This window comes from Pseudomonas sp. LBUM1646 (genome assembly GCF_059716165.1).
On sequence record NZ_CP166810.1, the window covers coordinates 2,254,928 to 2,276,895 of the forward strand.

Here is a 21,968-nt window from a genome sequence, read left to right on the forward strand (position 1 = left end):
CAACCGATGCTCATTGTCTTCAGCGGGCTCCCGGGCACCGGCAAATCAACCATCGCCAAACGCCTGGTAACCGAACTGGGCGCGCTGTATCTGCGGATCGATTCGATCGAGCAAGCGATTAGAGACGCCGACGTACTCGCGAAGGACGTTGGCCGCAGCGGCTATCTGGTTGGCAACGCGCTGGCCCTGACCAACCTCAGCATGGGAAATATTGTCGTTGTCGATTGTGTTAACCCCGTGCAGGAAAGTCGCGACGCCTGGCGTGAGACGGCCAGTCGGGCGCGATCATCGTTGATCGATATCGAAGTGACCTGCTCTGACCGGGAGGAACATCGGCGGCGGGTAGAGACGCGCCAGATCGATGTTCCTGGCCTGAAAGCGCCCGATTGGCAATCGGTGCTGGATCATGACTATGAACCGTGGGACCGCGAGCCGTTTGGTATCGACACCGCATTGATGTCCGTCGATGAGGCCGTAGCCGGGATCATTGAATCATTGAGCGATTTTCGTTAAACCCGCTCAGGCGCCATTCTTGAGCAGCCGGCTGAGCGCTTCAAGCTCACCTTTCTCCACATCGGAAACCATCACAAACCGCATGTGATTCTCTTGCCAGGACACCACGTTGAAGCCGCGAATCGACTCGGTTTTCGGCGGTTTGTCCGTCTCGTTCGTCGGCAGGATAAAGACGTTGATAATGTGTTTAGCCCGCCCATAGCTCAGCGCCGCCGCAGTCTGATGTTGCAGATAATCCAGTCGTCCACCCAACAACGGAAACCCCTGCGCCGAGTAATCGAACACCGGCGGCGAGAAGTCGAGTTTGCCGGTGAACCAGGGCTTTACGGTGTGGCGGTCGGACGAAACCACATCGTTCAAATGTTCGCCCATCAACGAACGGACATGGCTCGACACAGCCTCATCCATCAACGGCTGTTCACTGCCAGGCGCTGCCACATAAAGCACCATGGCCAAGGTCAGAGCGGCCGCTGAAAACGCAGGCGCGAACCATTTTTTCCAGCGTTCGATGACGCTGGTCCGGGCCGCAACAGGGGCAAACACGCTGGTAGTCAACGACGCCGGCGCCAGGTAATACGGCGCATGTTGCTTCACGCTGACCGTCAGTAACCGCGCTTCCTCAAGCCACCGCGCGCACTCAGCACATCCGGTCAGATGCCCGGCCATATTCGCCGTCATTACCGGATCAAGTTCCTTGTCCAGAAAACCATGAATCAGCGTCTGGCAAACCGTGCAGTCGAGTTCATTCATGATCGTGCAACTTCAATAGTTCGAGTTTGAGCATGGCACGGGCGCGGGCCAGTCTCGACATGACAGTGCCGATGGGGATGTCGGCCACCAGGGCGATGTCCTTGTAAGGCATGTCTTCGAGCTCCTTCAGAATAATTACCTCGCGAAAAATCGGCGGCAGGGCGCACAGGGCTTGCTGGATCAGCACCGCGTTTTCCGTATGGATGGCCAGCAGTTCCGGAGTTTGGCTGTGACTCAGCGCGGCGTCGTCTTCGGGAAGCTCATCGCCGATGGTGACCCAGTGCTGGCCGGCCGAAGCCTTGAGCCAGGTGTAGCTTTCGTTACGCACGATGGTCAGGAACCAGGCCTTGGGGTTGCCGTCGGCGAAACGGTGCAAAAACCTGAAAGCACGCAGGGCGCTTTCCTGCACGACGTCACGTGCGGCGCTGTCGTTGCCGGTGAGCCAGCGCGCGAGGTTGTAGGCCGCGTCCATGTGGGGCGCAAACAGCTCCTCAAATCGCTTCATAGTGGTTCCCGCACCGTCCCACCCCTATAACTCTCACGCGCCGGGTTTTATTCCCGGGAAAAAACATATTTTTCGATGTGGAATAAAGACCTGTCCTACCCGGTTGTACCTCGTGTCAGCTACATCACTGTAGTCCGCCAGCGAGGGCATACCGATGGACATTCATTCAAAATACGAACGGCGCACCGACGGCCCGCTGAACCCCGACCGCCGGACGCTGCTCAAGTGTTCCGCATGGGCCGGGGCCGGCGTGATCTGGGCTTTGAGCGGAGGCATTCCCCGGGCCTTTGCGCTGGATGAGGGCGGCAACGTTTCCGACCCCAAAGCGCTGGCTGCGAGCACGTTCCACTTTGTGCAGATCAGCGACTCACACATCGGCTTCAACAAGGAAGCCAACCCGGAACCGCTGAAGACGTTGCAGGTGGCGATCGACAAGGTCATCGCGCTGCCGAAACGGCCGTCGCTGATCCTGCACACCGGCGACATCACCCACCTGTCCAAAGCCGAGGAGTTCGACACCGCCGCACAACTGCTCAAGGGCCTGCCGTCCACGGTTCACTATGTACCGGGCGAGCACGACACCCTCGACGAGGGCGGCGGCAAACTCTACTTGGAGCGCTACGGCAAGGGCACCAAGGGCAATGGCTGGTACAGCTTCGATGATCACGGCGTGCATTTCATTGCGCTGGTGAACGTCTTCAACTTCCAGGCCGGTCGTGAAGCGAACCTCGGCGCCGATCAACTGGCCTGGCTGGCCGATGACTTGCGCGCCGTGAGCACCAGCACACCGATCGTGGTGTTTACCCATATTCCGTTGTGGACAATTTATCAGCCGTGGGGCTGGGGCACCGAGGATGGCGACCAGGCGATTGCGATGCTGCGCAAGTACGGTTCGGTGACGGTGCTGAACGGGCATATCCATCAGGTGATCCAGAAGGTCGAAGGCAACATCACCTTCCACACCGCCCGTGGTACGGCTTATCCACAACCTGCACCAGGGACGGCGCCGGCACCCGGACCGATGACGGTGGCCGCCGATCAACTGCGCAATTACCTGGGAATCACCGATGTGCGCGCGACACAGGGCGAGCATCCGCTGGCGCTGATTGATTCAACACTGGTTTAGGGGAGGGCACTCAGATGAAAACGCGACTACTACCCGTGATTTGCCTGCTACTGTCGATGCCGGTGTGGGCGCAGGAGGTGAAAATCGACATCAAGGAGTTCATGTTCGGCCCCAAGGATTTGACCGTGGCCGTGGGCACCAAAGTGACGTGGGTGAACGATGATCAGATCCCGCACACCGTGGCGGAAACCCACAAGGCGTTTCGCTCGGGCGCGCTGGATACCAATGACAGCTTTTCCTACGTGTTCAACACGCCGGGGGAGTTCGAGTATTTCTGCGCTCTGCATCCGCAGATGATCGGGAAGATTGTGGTCAGCCAGTGAAAGGCTTGGCGCTGAAGCCGGTGCGAGCGAGCAAGCCCGCTCGCACCGCGGATTTAGAGGTCCAGTCCTTCCTGCACCACTGACAACAAATTAACCTCAGTCAACGCCACTGCATCAGTCTGTTGCCCGGATTGCTCGATCGACTGCAGCCACCACTGCGTTTCGCCGTGTTCGCTGACGGTTCGCAGCAGCGGAATCTCTTTGCCTTTGAGGTGAATTTCGACCCGGCCCTCACCGTCAGCGGTGAAGCGCACGATCGGCACGAAGGTGATGTTGTGGTGGTTGCCTTCGATCAGCAATTGGTCGATGGAATAGGCGTAGGTTGCACCTTCAGGGTGGCGCTCGAAAATATGGGTCGGGTTGCGGCGGATGCTCAGGCCGGCCTCGAGCAGCGGCGCTAGCCAGGCTTCGATCTGGTGATACATTGCATAAACCTGGCCCGGCCAGGCGTCGATCGCCTGATCGGTGCCGGTGGTCGCGTCAGCGGCTTGTCGGGTTTCTCTCAGTTTTGCGGCGAGCTCGTCTGCCTTACTCATGTCGATTCCCTGTCGTGATGTAAGTGTGATCGTAACCCCTTCAAGGTAATGCACGTTTTGCCCTGCGTCATGCGATTGAAACACCGGCATGACAAAACACCCCTTGGCCGATCGTCGGCCAAGGACTACATCCATCATTCCCAAGGAGTGGGTAAATGAAAAAGCTTTACGCAGTCATCGCAATCCTGGCGATAACGTTCGGCAACATCGGCCTGAGCAGCGCTCGACAATCACACCAAGGCAAAGCCCCGGTCGAGTCGGTGGCGGGGGTATTCGATTACTACCTGCTGACGCTGTCCTGGTCACCGACGTTCTGCCTGACCCACAAAGACGACATGCAATGTTCCGGCAAAGGCTACGGCTTCGTGCTCCACGGCCTCTGGCCGCAATACGCCCAGGGCGGCTGGCCGGAGTCGTGCCCGCCGATGGTGGCGTTGTCACCCTCCGAGCAAAAGCAAGGCCTGACGTTGTTCCCGACGCCGAAGTTGCTTGAGCACGAATGGGCCAAGCACGGTACGTGCAGCGGCCTCGGCGCGACGGGTTACCTGGACGCGGCGGACAAGGCTGTGGGGGCCTTGAAGATCCCCGAGCAACTGCAACCTTTCAGCAGTACGCATTACTTCCCGGCGCAGAAAATTGCCGACCTGTTTCGCGAGAGCAATCCCGGCATCCCGGCGGACGGCATCGCAGTACTCTGCAGTGGCCCCGAGTTGTCGGAAGTGCGGGTGTGCATGGGCAAAGACCTGGAGTTTGGCGCGTGTGGGAAAGGCGTGAAGACCCAGTGTCGGGCGGGGGATATCCGGGTTCCGCCGTCGCGCTGAAATCGGTCCGTTAAAACGCAGGACCTGTGGGAGCGAGTTTGCTCGCGATGAGGCCAGACCAGTCAACATTGATGTTGGATGTAAGACCGCCATCGCGAGCAAGCTCACTCCCACAGGATTGCGGTGGTTCAATCCTTCGAAGGTCCCTGTTTTCGAACTGGGTATTGGAAGTTCTTCGCCCTATCCCGCATTCTTGCGCGCTTGTTCAATGGATTGTCAGAAAAGCCTGCAAGGAGCTTGTTCATGAGCGCAAAACCCGTCGCCCGCGTCATCCTTTTGCTCTCGGTTGTCCTCTGTTCTGCCTGTGCAAAAGATCACACCAAGCCCCCGGCAAACTTGGATTATCTATCGGTCATGCGCGAGGGGAATTTGCCTCTCTATGATATTCACTACACTTCGGATATTGATGTTTTGGATCTCTTTGGCCGAGGTGAAAAGGAGGGCGTCGCATCGGCCAATCTTCAGTGTGCGTTGGACGATGATCAGGACTTTTCCGTAGAACACGTTCAACAGCTTTCGGCGTATGGGTTGATCTATACGGATACAGACAAGCAAAAGAGTCAGGGATATCGCTATGTCACACGCACCTTTTTGAAGAAAACCTCAATTAATGGCAGTTCGAGTGACAATTTGTCTGTATCGGAACTCAATAGGATTCTTTCGAATAAACAGAGTATCCCCTGCAAGGTCGTTATGACGGCCTACGGTTACAAACCCTACTACTCAAACACAATGAACCTCCCGGTCGCCGACCTGCTTCGCGAAGTCAATAACCCCCAGGCCAACTGACCAGGCTATTTCTCCCGCACCTCCTCACTCAACGCCCCCCGCAAAAACTCCACCAACGCCCGTTGCAACCCGGTCAACGTGCCCTCGCGACTCACCAGCGCCAACTCCGACGGCGGCAACTCGGGCAAATCGGTACACACCGTGTGCTCGGGCAGCACCGCCGACGCTGGCAGCACGGAAACCCCCAAACCCGAAGCCACCGCCGCCTGAATCCCGGTCAAGCTGTGGCTGCCGAACGCCACTCGCCATGGCCGTTGGGCCACGTCGAGCAAACGGGTGGCTCGCTGGCGATAAATACAGCCTTGGGGAAACAACGCCAACGGCAAGACCCCATTGGCCGAATCCATTCCCGCACCTTTCACCCACACCAGCACTTCCGGCCAGGCCGCCCAGCACGGTCCGCTGTCCGGTTCGCGTTTGATCAGGGCGATGTCGATGTCACCGGCATCAAGCTTGTGCTTGAGGTCCAGGCTCATGCCGCTGATGGTTTCCAGTCGGGCGTGCGGTCGGGCCTGGCTGAACCCGGCGAGGAGCACGGCCATGCGCCGGGCGTCGAAGTCTTCCGGCACACCGAGGCGCAGGATCTCCAGATCGACATCGTTGGCCAGGGCCTGCACCGCCTCCGAGGACAGCGCCAGCAAGCGTCGGGCATAGCCGATCAACCGTTCACCATGTTCAGTGACCGTGACGTTTTGCCCGGTGCGGTCACGGATTAGCAGCGGATGGCCGATCAACTCTTCGAGTTTGCGCAGTTGCTGGCTGACGGTGGACTGGGTCCGGTGTACGCGTTCGGCGGCGCGGGTGAAGCTGCCTTCGTCGACCACACAGACGAAGCTCTTGAGCAATTCAAGATCGAGCATGGCGGTCTCCTTGATATTCGATTTTCAACTGAGATGGCGGTATAGATTTAATTTCACACTATCACTAAGCGCTCTTAAGCTGAAGCTCTCAACTCCGAGGATAAGCTCATGACGCTCCAGCACACCCCGCGCCCCGAATGGCTGACCTTCGATTGCTACGGCACGCTGATTCAGTGGGATGAAGGCTTGAAAGCCGTGGCCACCGAAATCTTGCAGGACAAGGGCGAGCACTCGATCGACGTCGATCGCCTGATCGCGGTGTACGACCGGCATGAACATCAACTGGAGCAGACCCCGCCGCACCGTTCGTTTCGCCAATTGAGCACCCTCGGCTTGCAACGGGCCCTGGAAGAGTTGGGGCTGGCGAGTCTGCCCGAAGACAGTCAGCGCCTGGCCGGGGCGATTCCACGGATGTCGCCGTTTCCCGAGGTGGTCGAGACCTTGGCGCGGCTCAAGGCCATGGGCTTCAAACTGTGCATCGTGTCCAACACCGATGACGACATCATCGCCGGTAACGTCGCGCAACTCGGCGGGCATATCGATCGGGTCATCACCGCGCAACAGGCCGGCGCCTACAAGCCGAATCCGCGGTTGTTTGACTACGCTCATGAACAGCTGGGCGTGCGGCGCGATCAGGTGGTGCATATTTGCGCCAGTCCGATGCTGGACCACACTGCTGCGCGGGACATGCAGTTTCGCTGCGTGTGGATCGACCGCGGCACCGGTCGGCAATTGCTGCCGGACTATCGGCCGGACGCCATCCTGAGCACCCTGGATCAGGTCGTTCCCTTGTTCACCTCCCTTGGCTGGTAACACACGGAGTCGTCGTTATGGCACACACCCTTGCAGGCAGTTCCCGTCCGGCGCGTTATGCCGATCTGAACCTGGATTCGGAGGCCGCCATCATCGCCCGCACGCAATTGGCTGCGTGCTTCCAACTGGCGGCACTGCACCGTTTGGAGGAGGGCATCTGTAACCACTTTTCGGCCATGGTGCCGGGGCGCGATGATCTGTTTTTTGTGAACCCTTACGGGTATGCGTTTGCCGAGGTCAACGCTGACAATCTGCTGGTCTGCGATTTCCACGGCAATGTCGTAGCGGGTAACGGGCAGCCGGAGGCGACCGCGTTCTACATCCATGCCCGTCTGCATAAACAGCTGCCGCGAGTGAAAGTGGCATTTCACACCCATATGCCGAACGCCACTGCGTTGTGTTTGCTGCAAGGCCCGCCGCTGCTGTGGCTGGGGCAGACGGCATTGAAGTTTTACGGTCGCACGGCGGTGGATGAGGACTACAACGGCTTGGCCCTGGATGAATCCGAAGGCGACCGGATCGCCAGTGTGATGGGCGCTGCCGATATCCTGTTTCTGAAGAACCACGGGGTGATCGTTTGTGGGCCAACCATCGCCGAGGCCTGGGACGATTTGTATTACCTGGAGCGTGCCGCCCAGGTGCAGTTGCTGGCGATGGCGACCCAGCGCGAGCTCAAGCCGGTCCCTCATGAAATTGCCCAGCGGGCGTATGAGCAGATGCGTTTGGGGGATGCCGAAAGTGCCCGGGCGCATTTGCAGAGTGCGATGCGGCGGTTGGCGGGGTGAGTTTTTGTAGTGCTGTGGGGACCTCATCGCGAGCGAGTTGGCGATGAGGTCTCCGCCATTTCAGCCTGCTTGAACCGGCAACCCCAACGCCACCAGATCCTCACGCAACTGCGCCGCATTAAAAAACTGAATCCCGTGAAGCCCCACCCGCTGCGCCCCTTCAATATTCGGCTGGTGATCATCAATGAACACCGCACGACTCATATCTACGTCATAGCGTGAGGCAAGCAACTGGAAGATTTCCGGCGATGGCTTGATCACGCCCTCGACGCCCGACACCAGAATCCCTTCGAAGCGCTGCAGGAATTCAAAGCGCTCAAGGGCAATCGGGAAAGTTTCGGCGGACCAGTTGGTCAGCGCCAGCAGGCGGATGCCGTTGGCATGCAGTTCATCAAGGATGGTTACGGTGTCTTCGATGGCACCGTCGAGCGTTTCTTCCCAGCGTTCGTGGTAGGCGCGGATCAGCGCTTCCTGGCTCGGATGTCGGGCGATGGCTTCTTCGATCGCTTCCTGCCAGGTCCGGCCCCTGTCCTGTTGTTCGTTCCAGGCGGTGTGGCAGACCTCTGCCAAGAAGGTTTCCATCGCCTCTACATCGTCACCGAACAACTTTTTGTAAAGGTTTCTGGGGTTCCAGCGGATAAGTACATTGCCGAGATCGAAAACGGCGGTATTGAAAGTGACCGGGTGGGACTGAGTACTCATGTTTTCCTCCGTGGATAGACTTTCGGGGCAAGTGCTGAAGCCTTTCATCCTAGCAGAGAGGGTTTTCTCATTGGCCCCGGACAACCCCATAGACTAAGCTCACAAAAAATAAGGACTTTGGGCCTTTGCCCACGCCGTGCCCTCCAGGAAGCACCTTTGCCTATCCCCATTCACGACTCGCATCACGCTCCCGGCGCACTGAAACGCTTGCCTCTGCTCAAGGCTTCGGCGTTTTTCATCGCGGCGGTGTGCCTGTGCCTGTGTGGTTTGCTGTATCTGCAACTGGAGCAATCGCGGCGCCACGACCTGGCACTGGCCGAGGTCGCGTCGTCGAACCTCACTCGGGCCATGGCGCAGCAGGCCGAAGATACGTTCATGAAGGCCGATCTGGTGCTGACCAGCCTGGCAGACTGGATTCAGGCGGATGGCTATGACGCCGCCCAGGTGCCGCGCCTGCAGAAAACCTTCGCCAGTCGGGTCCAGGCACTGCATCAATTGCACGGGATTTTCCTGTTCGACCAGCAGGGGCAGTGGGTTATTACCTCGTTCTCGGACCTGCCTCGGGGCTCGGGCGTGGCGGATCGCGAGTACTTCAAGTTCCACCAACAGAACGTCTCGTCCCTGGCGCACATTGGTCCGGCTATTCGCAGTCGCGAGAACGGCGAGTGGATCATTCCGGTGTCCAAGCGGGTCAATGACAAGAACGGCAATTTCCAGGGCGTGTTGCTGGCCGGCATCAAAATGGCGTACTTCGATCAGTTCTTCAAAAGCTTCAGCATCGATGATCAGGGGGCAATGTTTCTGGCGCTCACTGACGGCACGCTGTTGGCGCGGCGGCCGTTTATCGAATCCCAGATCGGCACGTCGGTGGCCCAGGGCGCGATTTTCCAGAAGCACTTGCCCAACGCCAACGCGGGCAACGCGATGATCAACTCGGTGGTCGACAACACGGTTCGCTTGTATGGCTACCGGCAGCTGGAGGCATATCCGTTGGTGGTGTCGGCCGCTTCCTCGAAAGATGCGATTCTCAAGGACTGGTACGCCACGGCGTTTCAATCCAGCGTCATTGTGGCCTTGGTGGTGCTGGGCGTGGGGCTGTTCGGCTGGGTGTTCATTCATCAGGTTCGCGATGGTGGGCGGATCGAAGCCGATCTACGTGCGGCCCAGGAAGCGCTGGAGCTGATCGCGACCCACGACAGCCTGACCGGCCTGGCCAACCGGCGCCTGTTCGAGCGGGCGTTGGACATCGAGTTCGGCCGTGGTGCCCGGCAAGCGAGCCCGCTGAGTCTGGTGATGCTCGACATCGATTTCTTCAAGCGCTACAACGACACTTACGGCCATGTGGCGGGGGATCATTGCCTGGCCGAAGTGGCGCGCGCGCTGAAAAGTTGCTGCCATCGCAAGGCCGATCTGGCAGTGCGCTATGGCGGTGAAGAGTTTGCGGCGTTATTGCCAGACACCGATATTCACGGCGCGATGGTGATTGCCGAGCAAATCCGCCGCAGCGTCATGGACAAAAACATCACCCACAGCGGCTCGCCCACCGGTTACGTGACGGTCAGCCTGGGCTGCTATTCGTTTGTGCCCACCGGACGGGACAACATGGAAGTGTTTATCCAGCGCGCCGACGCCGCTTTGTATCAAGCCAAGCACTCGGGGCGAAACCGTTCGGCGGTGCTGTCCATGGAAGGTGGTGTGGAAGCCTTGCTGCGTTCGGATCGTTGATCATCTGAACAGGCAGGCCCTGATTCCGGGCATCGAAATCAGAAGCTGCCTTTACGCGTTCAGCTGCCCGTCCCACCGCCGGCTCCGCCCGTGCCGCCACCGGCCGCACCGGTGCCACCGCCCGCGCCAGAACCACTGGTTCCGCCATTGCTGCCATTGACGCCCGAGCCTGTGCTCGATGAGCCGGAACCACTGCCATTACTGCCCGAACTGTTTGCGCCTGATGGCGCGCCGGGCGTGCTGTTGGGCGGTAGCGTCGAACCGCTGACGCCGCCGGTCTTGGTGCCAGTGGCATCAGGTGCATCGTTGGCGGCATAGCTGGCCATCGATGCGGTGCACAACAAGCCGGCCAGCAGCAGCGAGGTGATTTTTGTCGTGATCATGGTACGTCTCCTGAGTTGAGTCGTTACCTGATATTGGTCTCAGGGGCGGCGCGGTTGGTGCCGGTTGGATGACGAATGGTTGGTTTCAGATGAACGCTTCACGCAAGCGGCTGATCGCCTGGTCGACTGTCATGCCGGGTGCCGGTGGCGGATCGGGCCGTTCACAGAACTCGCGCCAGACAAACAGTGTCAGCTCGGCACCATCGGTCAGGCTTTCGGGAGTGGTGGAAGAGTAGGTTTCGAGCAGCCGATAGCGTTCATCCCGCCAGAACAGGTCTTCGACCCAGTCGTAGATTGGAATGATGTGAAAATGGATGGAGTGCCCGGGTTCATGGCCGTAACGGCCGATGTACAGGCGTTTGGGTTTGAACAGTGTTTCAACGATGCGCTGGGTTGTGGCCAGCAGCGGACCGAGTTCGGCCAGTGCGCTGTCGGGCAGTTCGTGGAGCGCGTTGACGTTGGAGCGGGCGCCAACCATCAGGTAACCCGGCAACGCCGAGTTGAGGCGATGGTTGAGCCGCCAATGTTCGGTTTCGTGAATGATGAAGGGTTGCGGGATGTTCATTCGTGCACCTCTTCAGCCCTGCATGAGTGGTTTCTGTAACAGCCGATTCTCATAGGCATTGCCGCCGAATTCGTAGTGAGTGATGCCCACTTCTTCATAGCCTTGAGCCTGGTAGAACCCCCGGGTGCGATGGTTTTCAACCCAGGCTGATAACCACAGGAAGGGCTGCCCGGCCTCCCGGGTCAGCGCTTCGGCTTGCTGGAGCAACGCTTGCCCGATCCCTTGTCGGTGCGCATGGCGTTGCACGTACAGGCGAACCAGTTCCGCTCCGGCCGATAACCCAGGCATCGGCCCCTTCGCGTGGGCGACGATCTCGGCGAAACCCAGGAGATGGCCATCGCGTTCGGCCAGCACGAATCGAGTCGCCGGATCATTCAGGCGCGTTTCGAAACGTGCAGGCGTATAGACCGTGAGGGCTTCTTGTGCGAGGTCGGCACGCATGCCGTCGGTGGCGTAGGTGTCGAGAAACACCTGAGTGGCGAGGCCGCTGATGCACAAGGCGTCGGCGGGTTGGCCGAGGCGGTAGTGAAGTGGCATGGGGACGACTTCCTTTTCGTTTGTGACGATTCAATGTGTGAACGTGGCGTCAGCGAGGCGGGTACTGCGCCAGTTTCTTTTCCAAATGCTGCCGAACCTGTGGCCACTCATCATCAATGATGCTGAACCGCACCGAGTTGCGCTTGCGCCCGTCCGGCATGATCCGTTCGTGGCGCACGATGCCTTCCTGCAGCGCGCCCAGCCTGAGGATCGCGTTGCGTGATGTCTGGTTGTTTTCGTCAGTGGTGAATTGCACCCGCACGCAATCGAGCGCTTCGAAGGCATGGCGCAGCATCAGGTATTTGGCTTCAGTGTTGACGAAAGTTTTCTGCCAGCTGGCGCTGATCCAGCTGCTGCCGATTTCCAGCTTGCGGTTGAACCGGTCGACTTTCCAGAACCGGGTCGAGCCGATGACCTTGCCCGTCTCCTTGAGCGCGATAACGAACGGCAGGACGCTACCGGCATCGCGGCCGTCGAGGGCTCTTTTCAGGTAACTGTCGACGGTGGTCGAGGAGGGCACCACCGTGACGGTCAGGTTCCACAGTTCGCCGTCTTCGGCCGCTTTCACCAGCGCATCGGCATCGGCGTATTGAAGGGGGCGCAGGATGATTCTGTTGCCTTCGAGGGGGGTGTCCATGACGTCGATATTCTCGGTAAATCAGGCCGGGCATTGGGCGCCTATTACGCCGCACATTGCTTTGCTGGCGCAACCACCAGAACCGGCTGGTGTCACAATCTGGACACCTCTTCACCAGGAGCCCTGACCGATGAAGCCTTTGCGAATCGCGACGTTCAATGTCAACGGCCTGCGGGCCCGACTGCCGAACCTGCTGGCCTGGCTGGCGCGAGAGCAGCCGGACATCGTCTGCCTGCAAGAGCTCAAGTCCCTCGACAGTGCGTTCCCGGCCGCGGAGCTTGAGGCTGTCGGCTATGGCGCGATCTGGCAGGGCCAGTCCTCGTGGAACGGCGTCGCGATCCTGGCCCGGGATGCGCAACCGCTGGAAAGTCGTCGCGGTTTGCCCGGCGACGACACCGACACCCAGAGCCGCTATCTGGAAGCGGCGGTGCACGGGGTTCTGGTGGGGTGTCTGTACCTGCCCAACGGCAACCCGCAACCGGGGCCGAAGTTCGAGTACAAACTGGCGTGGTTCGAGCGGCTGATCCACTACGCGCAAGCCCTTCAGGCCAGTGACCATCCGGTGGTGCTGGCCGGCGACTACAACGTGGTGCCCACCGACCTGGACATCTACAACCCGCGCTCCTGGCTCAAGGATGCGTTGCTGCAACCCGAGAGTCGTGAGTGTTATCAGCGACTGCTGGAGCAGGGCTGGACCGATTCCCTGCGACATCTTTACCCGGAAGATCGCCTTTACACGTTCTGGGATTATTTCCGACAGCACTGGCAGAAAAATTCCGGGTTGCGTATCGATCATCTGCTGCTGAACCCGGCGCTGAGTCCGTATCTGCAAGAGGCCGGCGTCGATGCCTGGGTGCGCAACGAGCCCCATGCCAGCGACCATGCGCCGACGTGGATTCGGCTGGGGACGCGCAAGCGGCGTTGATTCTGTGTGGGGTGGCGATTGGCTAAATCAATTGTCGGTCAAACCGGTTTATCCCTTATATATGGCGCCCATCGGCGCAGTGACCTGCGGCCCCGTGCATAAGGATTGAGCAATGAGTGAGCCTCGCCTGACGAATCTGGAACTGTATCTGCAACGCTTGGGTTTCAGCGCTCCCCCGGCTCCCACCCTGGAAACCCTGCGTCAACTTCAACTGCGCCACACCGGCACTTTCCCGTTCGAGAATCTCACGACGTTATCGGGCGAACCGGTACTCATCGACGTGCCGTCCGTGGAGGACAAAATCCTGCATCAGGGCCGCGGTGGCTACTGCTATGAACTGAACAATAGCTTCCTGGCCCTGCTTCAGGCGCTGGGTTTTGACGCTCGCGGCATCAGCGGTCGGGTGGTGATGGGCCAGCCGGAAGGCGCGTGGACGGCGCGTACCCACCGCCTGAGCCTGGTGACCCTGGACGGCGTGCGCTACATCAGCGATGTCGGTTTCGGTGGCATGGTGCCCACCGCGCCGTTGATGCTCGATACCCGCGCCGAACAGCCCACGCCTCACGAGGCTTATCGCATTGAACAGCACGAAGACGGCTACACCCTTCGCGCGAAGGTCGGCGATGAGTGGCGGGCGATGTACATCTTCGATCTGCAACGCCAGGAAGACATCGATTACGCCGTCGGCAACTGGTACGTCTCAACCTATCCGGAATCGTCGTTCGCCAAGCAATTGATGGTGGCGCGTACAGGGAAAGGGTGGCGGCGGACGTTGAACAACGGCAGTTTTGCGATCCACCGGATCGGTAGCGAGAGCGAACGGCGCCAAGTGACGGATGTCGATGAATTGCTCGGGCTGCTGGAAAGCGAATTCGGGATTCGGGTGCCGGAGAGTGCCCGCTTGAAGCAGATGCTCGAGCGTTTGATTGAGCCCAAAGAACAGGACAGGTAGAAGCCTGGCCACTCTATTGCCCATGTTCGCTTTCTGCTCTCTCGTTTTAACGAATATCACGCCGCCATTGCCCACTCTTGGCGTTAAAGCGCCTGCAAGCAAGCCCCAGGCGTGGATAGATCCATGGAATGCCATAGGGGCGAATGGTGAAATAAAACCGGTACTCGGCCAAGCCGTCGATGGTGGCGTAGAAATGTGTGTCGTCCAGCCAGGCGACCTCGTCGAGCCAGAACGAGCTGTACATTTGGCCGACTGTGCGTTCGCTCAACACCGTTTTCAGGTCTTTGCTGACCAGTACAAAACAAACGGCCTCTTCGTAGGGGCAGTCGAAGTCGGTCACCAGCAGATAGCCGGCAATCGTTTGGTATTGACGCAATAGATTGAAGCCGGAGATCGCCAACGAAGAGACACAACCATCGATGATGACAGGGGTTTTCGCCGGCCAGCTTTCATAGGGACCGTGATGCTGCACCAGGGCGAATCGCTCAATCGCTTTCATGGCTATGGCTCTGCAAGTTGTTCGACGCTTCGGCTGTGGTTCAGCCGCTCTGAAGGACGACGGCGTTGTTGTCTAAGGTCGAACACCCGGTTCCATCACCCGACGGATTTCGCTAAGCGCGTCTGCGAGCTTCTTCTCGAGGCTTTTCAGGTCGGTGGCGGTCACGCCTTTTTTGAGGTGGCCTGTCGTGGCACCGCCCTGTTGATCGGCATTCGCGACTTGCGCCTTATCGTTGAGTAACGCCTGTCGCAAGGTGTTGTTGATCACCGTCTGATAACCAAATCCCTCGTTCTCCGCAACCGAGCGAGCGGCCTCGATCACGGCGTCATCGAGCATGATGGTAATGCGGGTCTTGCCTTTGCTCGAGGCAACCGCCCCGCGCTTGGCGTTACTGAAGTCGTACTCGTCTTTCATGGTCATGCCTCCTTGTATTGGCGACGCTCGTTTTTGGTCGCAACGCGCGCCGAAATGATTCGAACGAAATTCGGATCGCGCCAGGTGTAGGCGACCACCAGTACACGACCTATGGCGTCCTGCCCCACGATAATCCAGCGCTGCTCATCGTGATCGCGGTCTTGCAGCGTCAGGGCTCGCTCGTCGTCGAACACTGGTTCGGTTTCTGCAAGGCTTATGCCTCGATGCTTGAGTTTATTGGCCGCGTTTTTCGCTTTGTCATATTGAATTTCGAATGGCTTCATTATGCATACTTTATATGTATATAAAAGAGGGCCTCCGTGCCGGCGGTCGCCATGAAGGAAAAAGATTAGCGGGAGAAGAGAGGAGGGTCGGGATGGATGTATTTCAAGGTTTTAGAGCGATTGGAGGCGTCGTACGACGGTCAGGATGAACAGATGTCCATAATCTGACCGGCCAGTTGTATACAACTCTATAGACATTTGTCCTGAGTCTTGCATACAGTGTGCGCATAACAAAAACCAGGGAACTCCCCAACCATGAAAACGCCCCATGTTTCACACCAACGGCCTGAAGATGAGAATCTCGGGATCGGCGCGAATATGGCTTACGGCCTGCAACACGTTCTGACCATGTACGGCGGCATCGTCGCGGTACCCTTGATCATCGGCCAGGCGGCCGGGCTCTCGCCGGCGGACATCGGTTTGTTGATTGCTGCTTCATTGTTTGCGGGGGGCTTGGCGACGCTGCTGCAAACCCTGGGTTTACCGTTTTTCGGCTGCCAGTTGCCCTTGGTGCAGGGCGTGTCGTTCTCCGGCGTCGCGACCATGGTGGCGATTGTCAGCAGCGGTGGGGAGGGTGGCTTTCAGTCGATCCTCGGGGCGGTGATTGCCGCGTCGCTGATCGGTTTGCTGATCACCCCGGTGTTTTCTCGAATAACCAAATTCTTCCCGCCGCTGGTCACGGGCATCGTCATCACCACCATCGGCCTGACGCTGATGCCAGTGGCCGCACGTTGGGCCATGGGCGGCAACAGCCATGCGCCGGACTTCGGCAGCATGGCCAATATTGGTCTGGCGGCGGTGACGCTGGTGTTGGTATTGCTGCTGAGCAAAATCGGTAGTGCGACCATCTCCCGTTTGTCGATCCTGCTGGCCATGGTCATCGGCACGGTAATCGCGGTATTCCTCGGCATGGCGGACTTCTCGTCCGTTACCCAAGGCCCGATGTTCGGCTTCCCGACACCGTTCCACTTCGGCATGCCGACCTTCCACTTCGCCGCGATCCTGTCGATGTGTATCGTGATCATGGTGACCCTGGTGGAAACCTCCGCCGACATCCTGGCCGTCGGCGAAATCATCGGTACCAAGGTCGACTCCAAGCGCTTGGGCAACGGCCTGCGCGCTGACATGCTGTCGAGCATGATCGCGCCGATCTTCGGCTCCTTCACTCAAAGTGCTTTCGCCCAGAACGTTGGGCTGGTGGCGGTGACCGGCATCAAGAGCCGCTTCGTGGTCGCCACCGGTGGTGTGTTCCTGGTGGTCCTTGGCTTGCTGCCATTCATGGGCCGGGTGATTGCGGCAGTACCGACCTCGGTACTGGGTGGCGCCGGCATCGTGCTGTTTGGCACCGTGGCGGCCAGCGGCATTCGTACGCTGTCCAAGGTCGACTACCGCAACAACGTCAACCTGATCATCGTCGCCACTTCCATTGGCTTCGGCATGATCCCCATCGCCGCACCGAACTTCTACGATCACTTCCCGAGCTGGTTCGCGACGATTTTCCATTCAGGCATCAGTTCGTCAGCGATTATGGCCATCGTGCTGAACCTGACCTTCAACCACTTCACCACCGGCAACTCGGATCAACAGTCGGTGTTTGCGGCCGGCACCGAGCGCGTCCTGCGCTACCAGGATCTCGCGGCGTTGCGTGAAGGCGATTACTTCAGCGAAGGCAAGCTGCATGATTGCGACGGGAAGGCGATCCCGGTGGTAGAGGCGGAGCATGGGCATGCAGAGCCGCGGGTGGTGCATTCGAAAAGTGGGGAGCATGTTTGACGTTAGCCACTTGTTAAAAGGGCTGTAGATCAATAGATCGCAGCCCTCGGTAGCTCCTACAGGTGAACGCGAATCCTGTGTAGGAGCCGCCGAAGGCTGCGATTTTTTGACTTTATGGCAGCCCACAAAAAAGCCCCTGAATCTTTCGATTCAGGGGCTTTTCGGTACTTCTGTCTGGCTCCACGACCTGGACTCGAACCAGGGACCCAGTGATTAACAGTCACTTGCTCTACCAACTGAGCTATCGCGGAATGGCGTGTATGTTACTGATTCAAAAAGAGAAGTCAAGCATCCATTGCTAACTTGACGGATTCTATGGCGCCAACGGTGTTTTAACGCTCATTGACGGTTACCAGAACCGTAGCAGAGGTCTACCATAGCTGCCCGGAAGTGGTGACACGCGCTACCGGCCATTCGCCGAAAAGGTAAGCGCCATGAATCATCCAGTACTCACATCGCAAAACAACGGGGTGTTCGCATGAGCATTGCCCAGATCAGTCTGCCCAAGGGTGTCGGTCCTCACGCTGAGAAACTGTTCGACGCCATCACTCAGGCCAGTACCGCTGACGAATTGAACCGCGCCGGTGGCAAGGCTGAAGGCTTTGTCCTTGGCCTGGAAAGCACCAAGGCAATCAAGAGCCAGGTCGCCGAATCGCTTTACGTGGCTTATGACGACGCCGCCAGTCAGCGCGCGACCGAACTGGCCTAACCGCCGAAGGTGAAGGTGCCGAGCATCAACTTGGCATACAGCGCTGTGGCGCCCAGTTGCACCAGCCACAGGGCCAGGCCGCCGAGAAACACGCCGGCAGCCACTTGCAGCACGAGGTTGTTGCCGCGTTTGGCCGGGGTGCGAGGGACGAAATGGTCCAGTTCGTCACGGTCAGCGCGTAGGTCATCGTTTTTCATGTGGGCTCTCGTCAGAAATTCGGGTGTACGCATAATCTGTAGGAGCGAGCGGTGCGGCGATCCGACTTGCCCGCGAAGCTTGTAGCGTTGTGATGTCGCCTTCGCAGGCAAGCCATGCTCCTACAGGTGCATCGTTGTGTGGAGTTTAGAGGGCGCGGACAACGCTTTGACACTTATCTGCGACAAATAAAAAACGGGAAGCCAAAAGGCTTCCCGTTTTTCGTACAGCGCGAGACTCAGATCACCTCAACGATGGCCTTGGTCACCGCATCGATGTTGCTCTGGTTCAGTGCAGCCACGCAGATACGGCCGGTGTCCAGGGCGTAGATGCCGAACTCGCTGCGCAGACGGGTCACTTGCTCAACCGTCAGGCCAGAGTAAGAGAACATGCCGCGTTGACGACCGACAAAGCTGAAGTCGCGCTGTGGCGCTTGCTTCGCCAATGCTTCAACCATCTGGATGCGCATGCCGCGAATCCGCAGGCGCATTTCGGCCAGTTCTTCTTCCCACTGGGCGCGCAGGACCGGGCTGTTCAGCACGGCGGCGACGATGCTTGCACCGTGGGTCGGCGGGTTGGAGTAGTTGGTGCGGATCACGCGTTTGACTTGCGACAGCACGCGCGCACTTTCTTCTTTCGATTCGCTGACGATCGACAGGGCACCAACGCGCTCGCCGTACAACGAGAACGACTTGGAGAACGAGCTGGAGACGAAGAAGGTCAGGCCCGACTCCGCGAACAGACGTACAGCCGCGGCGTCTTCGTCGATGCCGTCGCCAAAGCCCTGGTAAGCCATGTCGAGGAACGGTACGTGACCTTTGGCTTTCATCACTTCCAGGACGTTGTTCCAATCGGCCTGGCTCAGGTCCACGCCGGTCGGGTTGTGGCAGCAAGCGTGCAGCACAACGATCGAACCGGACGGCAGGGCGTTCAGGTCTTCCAGCAGGCCGGTGCGGTTAACATCGTGGGTCGCGGCGTCGTAGTAGCGATAGTTCTGCACCGGGAAACCGGCGGTTTCGAACAGCGCGCGATGGTTTTCCCAGCTCGGGTCGCTGATCGCCACGACGGCGTTCGGCAGCAGTTGCTTAAGGAAGTCGGCACCGATTTTCAGCGCGCCAGTACCGCCAACAGCCTGGGTCGTGAGGACGCGGCCGGAAGCGATCAGTGGCGAGTCATTGCCGAACAGCAGTTTTTGCACGGCCTGGTCGTAGGCGGCAATACCGTCGATGGGCAAGTAGCCACGGGAAGCGTGTTGAGCGACGCGAATCGTCTCGGCTTCGACAACGGCGCGCAGGAGTGGAATTCGCCCCTCCTCGTTGCAGTAAACACCGACCCCCAGGTTGACCTTGTTGGTACGGGTATCGGCGTTGAATGCTTCGTTGAGGCCCAGGATTGGATCGCGTGGTGCCATTTCGACAGCGGAGAACAGGCTCATTTTTGCGGCGGCTCTGAATGGAGTGTGGAGGGACGTGTCGCGCTCCAGCCGAATGCACTAGAGCGGTGCACAAACGGGGAGCTAGTATAGAGGCCATCAGCGATCGATGGCGACAGACGATTCGGCTTTTACCGTAAGTTTTTCCGATTATTTTTCGACCGTTAGTCGAATGGCATCGTCAAAGACTTCGAGGGATGTAGGACGTTTGCCTTGAAAGCGCAGGCAATCGGCTCCACATTGAGCACAATCTTGTTTTTTTCCTCGGGCGACGTCGGTCGTTTGCGGTCTTTCTCGTTCCTGTCCGGTTTGACCGCGCGGGGGTGAATCCAGAGGTATTTCATGTCTGAATTCCAGCTAGTCACCCGCTTCGAGCCCGCCGGCGATCAGCCGGAAGCCATCCGCCTGATGGTCGAGGGCATCGAAGCCGGGCTGGCGCACCAGACGTTGCTCGGTGTGACCGGCTCGGGCAAGACCTTCAGCATCGCCAACGTGATCGCCCAGGTGCAGCGTCCAACCCTGGTGCTGGCGCCGAACAAGACCCTGGCCGCGCAGTTGTACGGCGAGTTCAAGGCATTCTTCCCGAACAACGCCGTCGAATATTTCGTTTCCTACTACGACTACTACCAGCCCGAAGCCTACGTGCCGTCGTCGGACACCTTCATTGAGAAGGATGCCTCGATCAACGATCACATTGAGCAGATGCGACTCTCGGCGACCAAAGCGCTGCTGGAACGCAAGGACGCGATCATCGTCACCACGGTGTCGTGCATCTACGGTCTGGGCAGCCCGGAAACTTATCTGAAAATGGTCTTGCACGTGGATCGCGGCGACAAGCTTGATCAGCGCGCGTTGCTGCGTCGCCTGGCTGACCTGCAATACACCCGCAACGACATGGATTTTGCCCGGGCAACCTTCCGCGTGCGCGGTGATGTGATTGATATTCATCCGGCGGAATCCGATTTTGAAGCGATCCGCATCGAGCTGTTCGACGATGAAGTCGAGAAGATTTCCGCCTTCGATCCATTGACCGGCGAAGTCACCCGGCAGTTGCCGCGTTTTACTTTCTATCCGAAAAGCCACTACGTGACGCCACGGGAAACCCTGCTCGGCGCCATCGAAGGCATCAAGGTCGAGCTTCAGGAACGCCTGGACTACCTGCGCACCAACAATAAATTGGTGGAGGCGCAGCGCCTCGAACAACGCACCCGATTCGACCTGGAGATGATTCTCGAGCTGGGTTACTGCAACGGCATCGAAAACTACTCGCGCTACCTGTCGGGCCGCGAGTCCGGTCAGGCGCCGCCAACCTTGTTCGACTACCTGCCGGCTGACGCCTTGCTGGTGATCGACGAATCCCACGTCAGCGTGCCGCAAGTCGGCGCGATGTATAAGGGCGACCGCTCGCGTAAAGAGACACTGGTGGAATACGGCTTCCGCCTGCCGTCCGCGCTGGATAACCGGCCGATGCGTTTCGACGAATTCGAAAACATCAGCCCGCAGACGATTTTTGTCTCGGCCACGCCGGGCAACTACGAGGCGGAACACGCCGGTCGCGTGGTCGAGCAACTGGTGCGCCCGACCGGCCTGGTCGACCCGCAAATCGAAATCCGTCCGGCGCTGACTCAGGTCGACGATCTGCTCTCGGAAATCGGCAAGCGCGTGGCGCTGGAAGAGCGGGTGCTGGTCACCACGCTGACCAAGCGCATGTCCGAAGACTTGACCGACTACCTGGCCGATCACGGCGTACGCGTGCGCTATCTGCACTCGGACATCGACACCGTGGAACGGGTCGAAATTATCCGCGACTTGCGCCTCGGTACCTTCGATGTGCTGGTGGGGATCAACCTGCTGCGTGAAGGCCTGGACATGCCGGAAGTGTCGCTGGTGGCGATTCTCGATGCGGACAAGGAAGGTTTCCTGCGGTCCGAGCGCTCGCTGATCCAGACCATCGGCCGGGCGGCGCGCAACCTCAATGGCCGGGCGATTCTGTATGCCGACCGGATTACCGGCTCGATGGAGCGGGCGATTGGCGAAACCGAGCGCCGTCGTGACAAACAGATCGCGTTCAACCTGGCTAATGGCATCACGCCCAAAGGGGTGTTCAAGGACGTCGCCGACATCATGGAAGGCGCCGTCGTACCAGGCTCGCGCAGCAAGAAGCGCAAAGGCATGGCCAAGGCCGCCGAGGAAAGCGCCAAGTACGAAGCGGAATTGCGTTCGCCGGGCGAGATCGCCAAGCGCATTAAAGCTTTGGAAGAGAAAATGTACGCGTTGGCGCGTGATCTGGAGTTTGAAGCCGCGGCGCAGATGCGTGATGAGATTGGTAAGTTGCGGGATCGGTTGATCACAGTCTGAGTTCAGGATCGTTCCCACGCTCTGCGTGGGAATGCAGCCCCGGACGCTCCGCGTCCT

General features: G+C 59.1%; 28 protein-coding genes and 1 tRNA gene. 13 read left to right on the top strand and 16 right to left on the bottom strand.

What is annotated here, in order from left to right; genetic code table 11:
* Positions 1-6 precede the first annotated feature (6 nt).
* Entirely contained in the window at positions 7-513 is a 507-nt protein-coding gene (locus tag ACA071_RS10085) for a P-loop nucleotide/nucleoside kinase family protein (RefSeq protein ID WP_497644175.1), read from the top strand.
* A gap of 6 nt (positions 514-519) precedes the next feature.
* On the opposite strand, the gene ACA071_RS10090 is transcribed toward ACA071_RS10085, so the two are convergent.
* Positions 520-1,263, bottom strand: a complete 744-nt coding sequence (locus ACA071_RS10090; protein WP_497644176.1) for an anti-sigma factor family protein — start codon at positions 1,261-1,263, stop codon at positions 520-522.
* Complete coding sequence (locus ACA071_RS10095) at positions 1,256-1,768, bottom strand: sigma-70 family RNA polymerase sigma factor (RefSeq protein ID WP_497644177.1); 513 nt, start codon at positions 1,766-1,768, stop codon at positions 1,256-1,258. Before ACA071_RS10095 ends, ACA071_RS10090 begins: the two co-directional genes overlap by 8 nt.
* A gap of 154 nt (positions 1,769-1,922) precedes the next feature.
* On the opposite strand from ACA071_RS10095, the gene ACA071_RS10100 reads away from it, so the two are divergent.
* Positions 1,923-2,894, top strand: coding sequence for a metallophosphoesterase family protein (locus tag ACA071_RS10100; protein WP_497644178.1), 972 nt, complete (start codon positions 1,923-1,925; stop codon positions 2,892-2,894).
* Positions 2,895-2,908: 14 nt separating this feature from the next.
* Positions 2,909-3,217: a cupredoxin domain-containing protein gene (locus ACA071_RS10105; RefSeq protein WP_497644179.1), complete on the top strand. Its 309-nt coding sequence runs from the start codon at positions 2,909-2,911 to the stop codon at positions 3,215-3,217.
* A 53-nt stretch (positions 3,218-3,270) separates the two neighbouring features.
* On the opposite strand, the gene ACA071_RS10110 is transcribed toward ACA071_RS10105, so the two are convergent.
* Complete coding sequence (locus ACA071_RS10110) at positions 3,271-3,753, bottom strand: hypothetical protein (RefSeq protein ID WP_497644180.1); 483 nt, start codon at positions 3,751-3,753, stop codon at positions 3,271-3,273.
* Positions 3,754-3,908: 155 nt separating this feature from the next.
* Here ACA071_RS10110 and ACA071_RS10115 point away from each other — a divergent pair, with 155 nt between their 5' ends.
* Together ACA071_RS10115 and ACA071_RS10120 are read left to right on the top strand one after the other, a co-directional pair.
* A complete protein-coding gene (locus tag ACA071_RS10115) occupies positions 3,909-4,574 on the top strand; it encodes a ribonuclease T2 (RefSeq protein WP_497644181.1) in 666 nt (221 codons plus the stop codon).
* 243 nt (positions 4,575-4,817) lie between these two features.
* On the top strand, positions 4,818-5,363 hold the full coding sequence (locus ACA071_RS10120) for a hypothetical protein (protein ID WP_497644182.1): 546 nt from the start codon (positions 4,818-4,820) through the stop codon (positions 5,361-5,363).
* 5 nt (positions 5,364-5,368) lie between these two features.
* Here ACA071_RS10120 and ACA071_RS10125 read toward each other — a convergent pair whose 3' ends face one another.
* Complete coding sequence (locus ACA071_RS10125; RefSeq protein WP_497644183.1) at positions 5,369-6,223, bottom strand: LysR family transcriptional regulator; 855 nt, start codon at positions 6,221-6,223, stop codon at positions 5,369-5,371.
* Between the two features lie 108 nt (positions 6,224-6,331).
* On the opposite strand from ACA071_RS10125, the gene ACA071_RS10130 reads away from it, so the two are divergent.
* Positions 6,332-7,036: a haloacid dehalogenase type II gene (locus ACA071_RS10130; RefSeq protein ID WP_497644184.1), complete on the top strand. Its 705-nt coding sequence runs from the start codon at positions 6,332-6,334 to the stop codon at positions 7,034-7,036.
* Between the two features lie 17 nt (positions 7,037-7,053).
* Entirely contained in the window at positions 7,054-7,821 is a 768-nt protein-coding gene (locus ACA071_RS10135; RefSeq protein WP_497644185.1) for an aldolase, read from the top strand.
* Positions 7,822-7,881: 60 nt separating this feature from the next.
* Here ACA071_RS10135 and ACA071_RS10140 read toward each other — a convergent pair whose 3' ends face one another.
* Complete coding sequence (locus ACA071_RS10140; protein WP_497644186.1) at positions 7,882-8,523, bottom strand: HAD family hydrolase; 642 nt, start codon at positions 8,521-8,523, stop codon at positions 7,882-7,884.
* A 156-nt stretch (positions 8,524-8,679) separates the two neighbouring features.
* Here ACA071_RS10140 and ACA071_RS10145 point away from each other — a divergent pair, with 156 nt between their 5' ends.
* Complete coding sequence (locus tag ACA071_RS10145; protein WP_497644187.1) at positions 8,680-10,248, top strand: sensor domain-containing diguanylate cyclase; 1,569 nt, start codon at positions 8,680-8,682, stop codon at positions 10,246-10,248.
* 59 nt (positions 10,249-10,307) lie between these two features.
* Here ACA071_RS10145 and ACA071_RS10150 read toward each other — a convergent pair whose 3' ends face one another.
* The 4 genes from ACA071_RS10150 to ACA071_RS10165 all read right to left on the bottom strand — a co-directional run bounded on the left by ACA071_RS10150 (position 10,308) and on the right by ACA071_RS10165 (position 12,370).
* Positions 10,308-10,631: a hypothetical protein gene (locus ACA071_RS10150; RefSeq protein WP_497644188.1), complete on the bottom strand. Its 324-nt coding sequence runs from the start codon at positions 10,629-10,631 to the stop codon at positions 10,308-10,310.
* A gap of 85 nt (positions 10,632-10,716) precedes the next feature.
* Positions 10,717-11,196: an HIT family protein gene (locus ACA071_RS10155; RefSeq protein ID WP_497644189.1), complete on the bottom strand. Its 480-nt coding sequence runs from the start codon at positions 11,194-11,196 to the stop codon at positions 10,717-10,719.
* A 12-nt stretch (positions 11,197-11,208) separates the two neighbouring features.
* Positions 11,209-11,733, bottom strand: coding sequence for a GNAT family N-acetyltransferase (locus ACA071_RS10160; RefSeq protein ID WP_497644190.1), 525 nt, complete (start codon positions 11,731-11,733; stop codon positions 11,209-11,211).
* 49 nt (positions 11,734-11,782) lie between these two features.
* A complete protein-coding gene (locus tag ACA071_RS10165) occupies positions 11,783-12,370 on the bottom strand; it encodes a GNAT family N-acetyltransferase (RefSeq protein ID WP_497644191.1) in 588 nt (195 codons plus the stop codon).
* Positions 12,371-12,500: 130 nt separating this feature from the next.
* Here ACA071_RS10165 and xth point away from each other — a divergent pair, with 130 nt between their 5' ends.
* Together xth and ACA071_RS10175 are read left to right on the top strand one after the other, a co-directional pair.
* Positions 12,501-13,295, top strand: a complete 795-nt coding sequence (gene xth / locus ACA071_RS10170; protein ID WP_497644192.1) for an exodeoxyribonuclease III — start codon at positions 12,501-12,503, stop codon at positions 13,293-13,295.
* Between the two features lie 112 nt (positions 13,296-13,407).
* Complete coding sequence (locus ACA071_RS10175) at positions 13,408-14,247, top strand: arylamine N-acetyltransferase family protein (protein WP_497644193.1); 840 nt, start codon at positions 13,408-13,410, stop codon at positions 14,245-14,247.
* Between the two features lie 46 nt (positions 14,248-14,293).
* Here ACA071_RS10175 and ACA071_RS10180 read toward each other — a convergent pair whose 3' ends face one another.
* The 3 genes from ACA071_RS10180 to ACA071_RS10190 all read right to left on the bottom strand — a co-directional run bounded on the left by ACA071_RS10180 (position 14,294) and on the right by ACA071_RS10190 (position 15,444).
* Positions 14,294-14,746 carry a hypothetical protein gene (locus ACA071_RS10180; RefSeq protein ID WP_497644194.1) on the bottom strand — a complete coding sequence of 151 codons (453 nt, stop codon included), beginning with the start codon at positions 14,744-14,746 and terminating at the stop codon, positions 14,294-14,296.
* A 72-nt stretch (positions 14,747-14,818) separates the two neighbouring features.
* Positions 14,819-15,160 carry a BrnA antitoxin family protein gene (locus ACA071_RS10185; protein WP_497644195.1) on the bottom strand — a complete coding sequence of 114 codons (342 nt, stop codon included), beginning with the start codon at positions 15,158-15,160 and terminating at the stop codon, positions 14,819-14,821.
* A 2-nt stretch (positions 15,161-15,162) separates the two neighbouring features.
* Positions 15,163-15,444 (bottom strand): BrnT family toxin, encoded by a 282-nt coding sequence (locus tag ACA071_RS10190; protein WP_497644196.1) that lies wholly within the window; start codon positions 15,442-15,444, stop codon positions 15,163-15,165.
* 255 nt (positions 15,445-15,699) lie between these two features.
* Here ACA071_RS10190 and ACA071_RS10195 point away from each other — a divergent pair, with 255 nt between their 5' ends.
* On the top strand, positions 15,700-17,217 hold the full coding sequence (locus ACA071_RS10195; RefSeq protein ID WP_497644197.1) for a nucleobase:cation symporter-2 family protein: 1,518 nt from the start codon (positions 15,700-15,702) through the stop codon (positions 17,215-17,217).
* Positions 17,218-17,392: 175 nt separating this feature from the next.
* Here the strand turns inward: ACA071_RS10195 and ACA071_RS10200 are convergent.
* Positions 17,393-17,468, bottom strand: a tRNA-Asn gene (locus ACA071_RS10200).
* 227 nt (positions 17,469-17,695) lie between these two features.
* Here ACA071_RS10200 and ACA071_RS10205 point away from each other — a divergent pair.
* Positions 17,696-17,926, top strand: coding sequence for a hypothetical protein (locus tag ACA071_RS10205; RefSeq protein ID WP_008007186.1), 231 nt, complete (start codon positions 17,696-17,698; stop codon positions 17,924-17,926).
* On the opposite strand, the gene ACA071_RS10210 is transcribed toward ACA071_RS10205, so the two are convergent.
* The 3 genes from ACA071_RS10210 to ACA071_RS10220 form a co-directional block, all read right to left on the bottom strand.
* The gene (locus ACA071_RS10210; protein ID WP_497644198.1) at positions 17,923-18,123 is read right to left on the bottom strand and encodes a hypothetical protein; all 201 of its coding nucleotides are present in this window, start codon (positions 18,121-18,123) and stop codon (positions 17,923-17,925) included. The genes ACA071_RS10205 and ACA071_RS10210 overlap by 4 nt on opposite strands.
* A gap of 236 nt (positions 18,124-18,359) precedes the next feature.
* On the bottom strand, positions 18,360-19,556 hold the full coding sequence (locus tag ACA071_RS10215; RefSeq protein ID WP_497644199.1) for an amino acid aminotransferase: 1,197 nt from the start codon (positions 19,554-19,556) through the stop codon (positions 18,360-18,362).
* 161 nt (positions 19,557-19,717) lie between these two features.
* Positions 19,718-19,897 (bottom strand): hypothetical protein, encoded by a 180-nt coding sequence (locus ACA071_RS10220; RefSeq protein WP_497644200.1) that lies wholly within the window; start codon positions 19,895-19,897, stop codon positions 19,718-19,720.
* On the opposite strand from ACA071_RS10220, the gene uvrB reads away from it, so the two are divergent.
* Positions 19,896-21,911 (top strand): excinuclease ABC subunit UvrB, encoded by a 2,016-nt coding sequence (gene uvrB, locus ACA071_RS10225; protein ID WP_497644201.1) that lies wholly within the window; start codon positions 19,896-19,898, stop codon positions 21,909-21,911. The two genes, ACA071_RS10220 and uvrB, sit on opposite strands and share 2 nt — an antisense overlap.
* Positions 21,912-21,968 lie beyond the last annotated feature (57 nt).

Bases quoted from the DNA above. Each gene is read 5' to 3' on its own strand.
- ACA071_RS10140 (WP_497644186.1), bottom strand. From the start codon at position 8,523: ATGAGTACTCAGTCCCACCCGGTCACTTTCAATACCGCCGTTTTCGAT.
- ACA071_RS10155 (WP_497644189.1), bottom strand. From the start codon at position 11,196: ATGAACATCCCGCAACCCTTCATCATTCACGAAACCGAACATTGGCGG.
- ACA071_RS10125 (WP_497644183.1), bottom strand. From the start codon at position 6,223: ATGCTCGATCTTGAATTGCTCAAGAGCTTCGTCTGTGTGGTCGACGAA.
- ACA071_RS10195 (WP_497644197.1), top strand. From the start codon at position 15,700: ATGAAAACGCCCCATGTTTCACACCAACGGCCTGAAGATGAGAATCTC.
- ACA071_RS10135 (WP_497644185.1), top strand. From the start codon at position 7,054: ATGGCACACACCCTTGCAGGCAGTTCCCGTCCGGCGCGTTATGCCGAT.
- ACA071_RS10085 (WP_497644175.1), top strand. From the start codon at position 7: ATGCTCATTGTCTTCAGCGGGCTCCCGGGCACCGGCAAATCAACCATC.
- ACA071_RS10160 (WP_497644190.1), bottom strand. From the start codon at position 11,733: ATGCCACTTCACTACCGCCTCGGCCAACCCGCCGACGCCTTGTGCATC.
- ACA071_RS10130 (WP_497644184.1), top strand. From the start codon at position 6,332: ATGACGCTCCAGCACACCCCGCGCCCCGAATGGCTGACCTTCGATTGC.
- ACA071_RS10095 (WP_497644177.1), bottom strand. From the start codon at position 1,768: ATGAAGCGATTTGAGGAGCTGTTTGCGCCCCACATGGACGCGGCCTAC.
- xth (WP_497644192.1), top strand. From the start codon at position 12,501: ATGAAGCCTTTGCGAATCGCGACGTTCAATGTCAACGGCCTGCGGGCC.
- ACA071_RS10150 (WP_497644188.1), bottom strand. From the start codon at position 10,631: ATGATCACGACAAAAATCACCTCGCTGCTGCTGGCCGGCTTGTTGTGC.
- uvrB (WP_497644201.1), top strand. From the start codon at position 19,896: ATGTCTGAATTCCAGCTAGTCACCCGCTTCGAGCCCGCCGGCGATCAG.
- ACA071_RS10115 (WP_497644181.1), top strand. From the start codon at position 3,909: ATGAAAAAGCTTTACGCAGTCATCGCAATCCTGGCGATAACGTTCGGC.
- ACA071_RS10175 (WP_497644193.1), top strand. From the start codon at position 13,408: ATGAGTGAGCCTCGCCTGACGAATCTGGAACTGTATCTGCAACGCTTG.
- ACA071_RS10090 (WP_497644176.1), bottom strand. From the start codon at position 1,263: ATGAATGAACTCGACTGCACGGTTTGCCAGACGCTGATTCATGGTTTT.
- ACA071_RS10215 (WP_497644199.1), bottom strand. From the start codon at position 19,556: ATGAGCCTGTTCTCCGCTGTCGAAATGGCACCACGCGATCCAATCCTG.
- ACA071_RS10120 (WP_497644182.1), top strand. From the start codon at position 4,818: ATGAGCGCAAAACCCGTCGCCCGCGTCATCCTTTTGCTCTCGGTTGTC.
- ACA071_RS10100 (WP_497644178.1), top strand. From the start codon at position 1,923: ATGGACATTCATTCAAAATACGAACGGCGCACCGACGGCCCGCTGAAC.
- ACA071_RS10105 (WP_497644179.1), top strand. From the start codon at position 2,909: ATGAAAACGCGACTACTACCCGTGATTTGCCTGCTACTGTCGATGCCG.
- ACA071_RS10220 (WP_497644200.1), bottom strand. From the start codon at position 19,897: ATGAAATACCTCTGGATTCACCCCCGCGCGGTCAAACCGGACAGGAAC.
- ACA071_RS10110 (WP_497644180.1), bottom strand. From the start codon at position 3,753: ATGAGTAAGGCAGACGAGCTCGCCGCAAAACTGAGAGAAACCCGACAA.
- ACA071_RS10210 (WP_497644198.1), bottom strand. From the start codon at position 18,123: ATGAAAAACGATGACCTACGCGCTGACCGTGACGAACTGGACCATTTC.
- ACA071_RS10190 (WP_497644196.1), bottom strand. From the start codon at position 15,444: ATGAAGCCATTCGAAATTCAATATGACAAAGCGAAAAACGCGGCCAAT.
- ACA071_RS10165 (WP_497644191.1), bottom strand. From the start codon at position 12,370: ATGGACACCCCCCTCGAAGGCAACAGAATCATCCTGCGCCCCCTTCAA.
- ACA071_RS10180 (WP_497644194.1), bottom strand. From the start codon at position 14,746: ATGAAAGCGATTGAGCGATTCGCCCTGGTGCAGCATCACGGTCCCTAT.
- ACA071_RS10185 (WP_497644195.1), bottom strand. From the start codon at position 15,160: ATGAAAGACGAGTACGACTTCAGTAACGCCAAGCGCGGGGCGGTTGCC.
- ACA071_RS10205 (WP_008007186.1), top strand. From the start codon at position 17,696: ATGAGCATTGCCCAGATCAGTCTGCCCAAGGGTGTCGGTCCTCACGCT.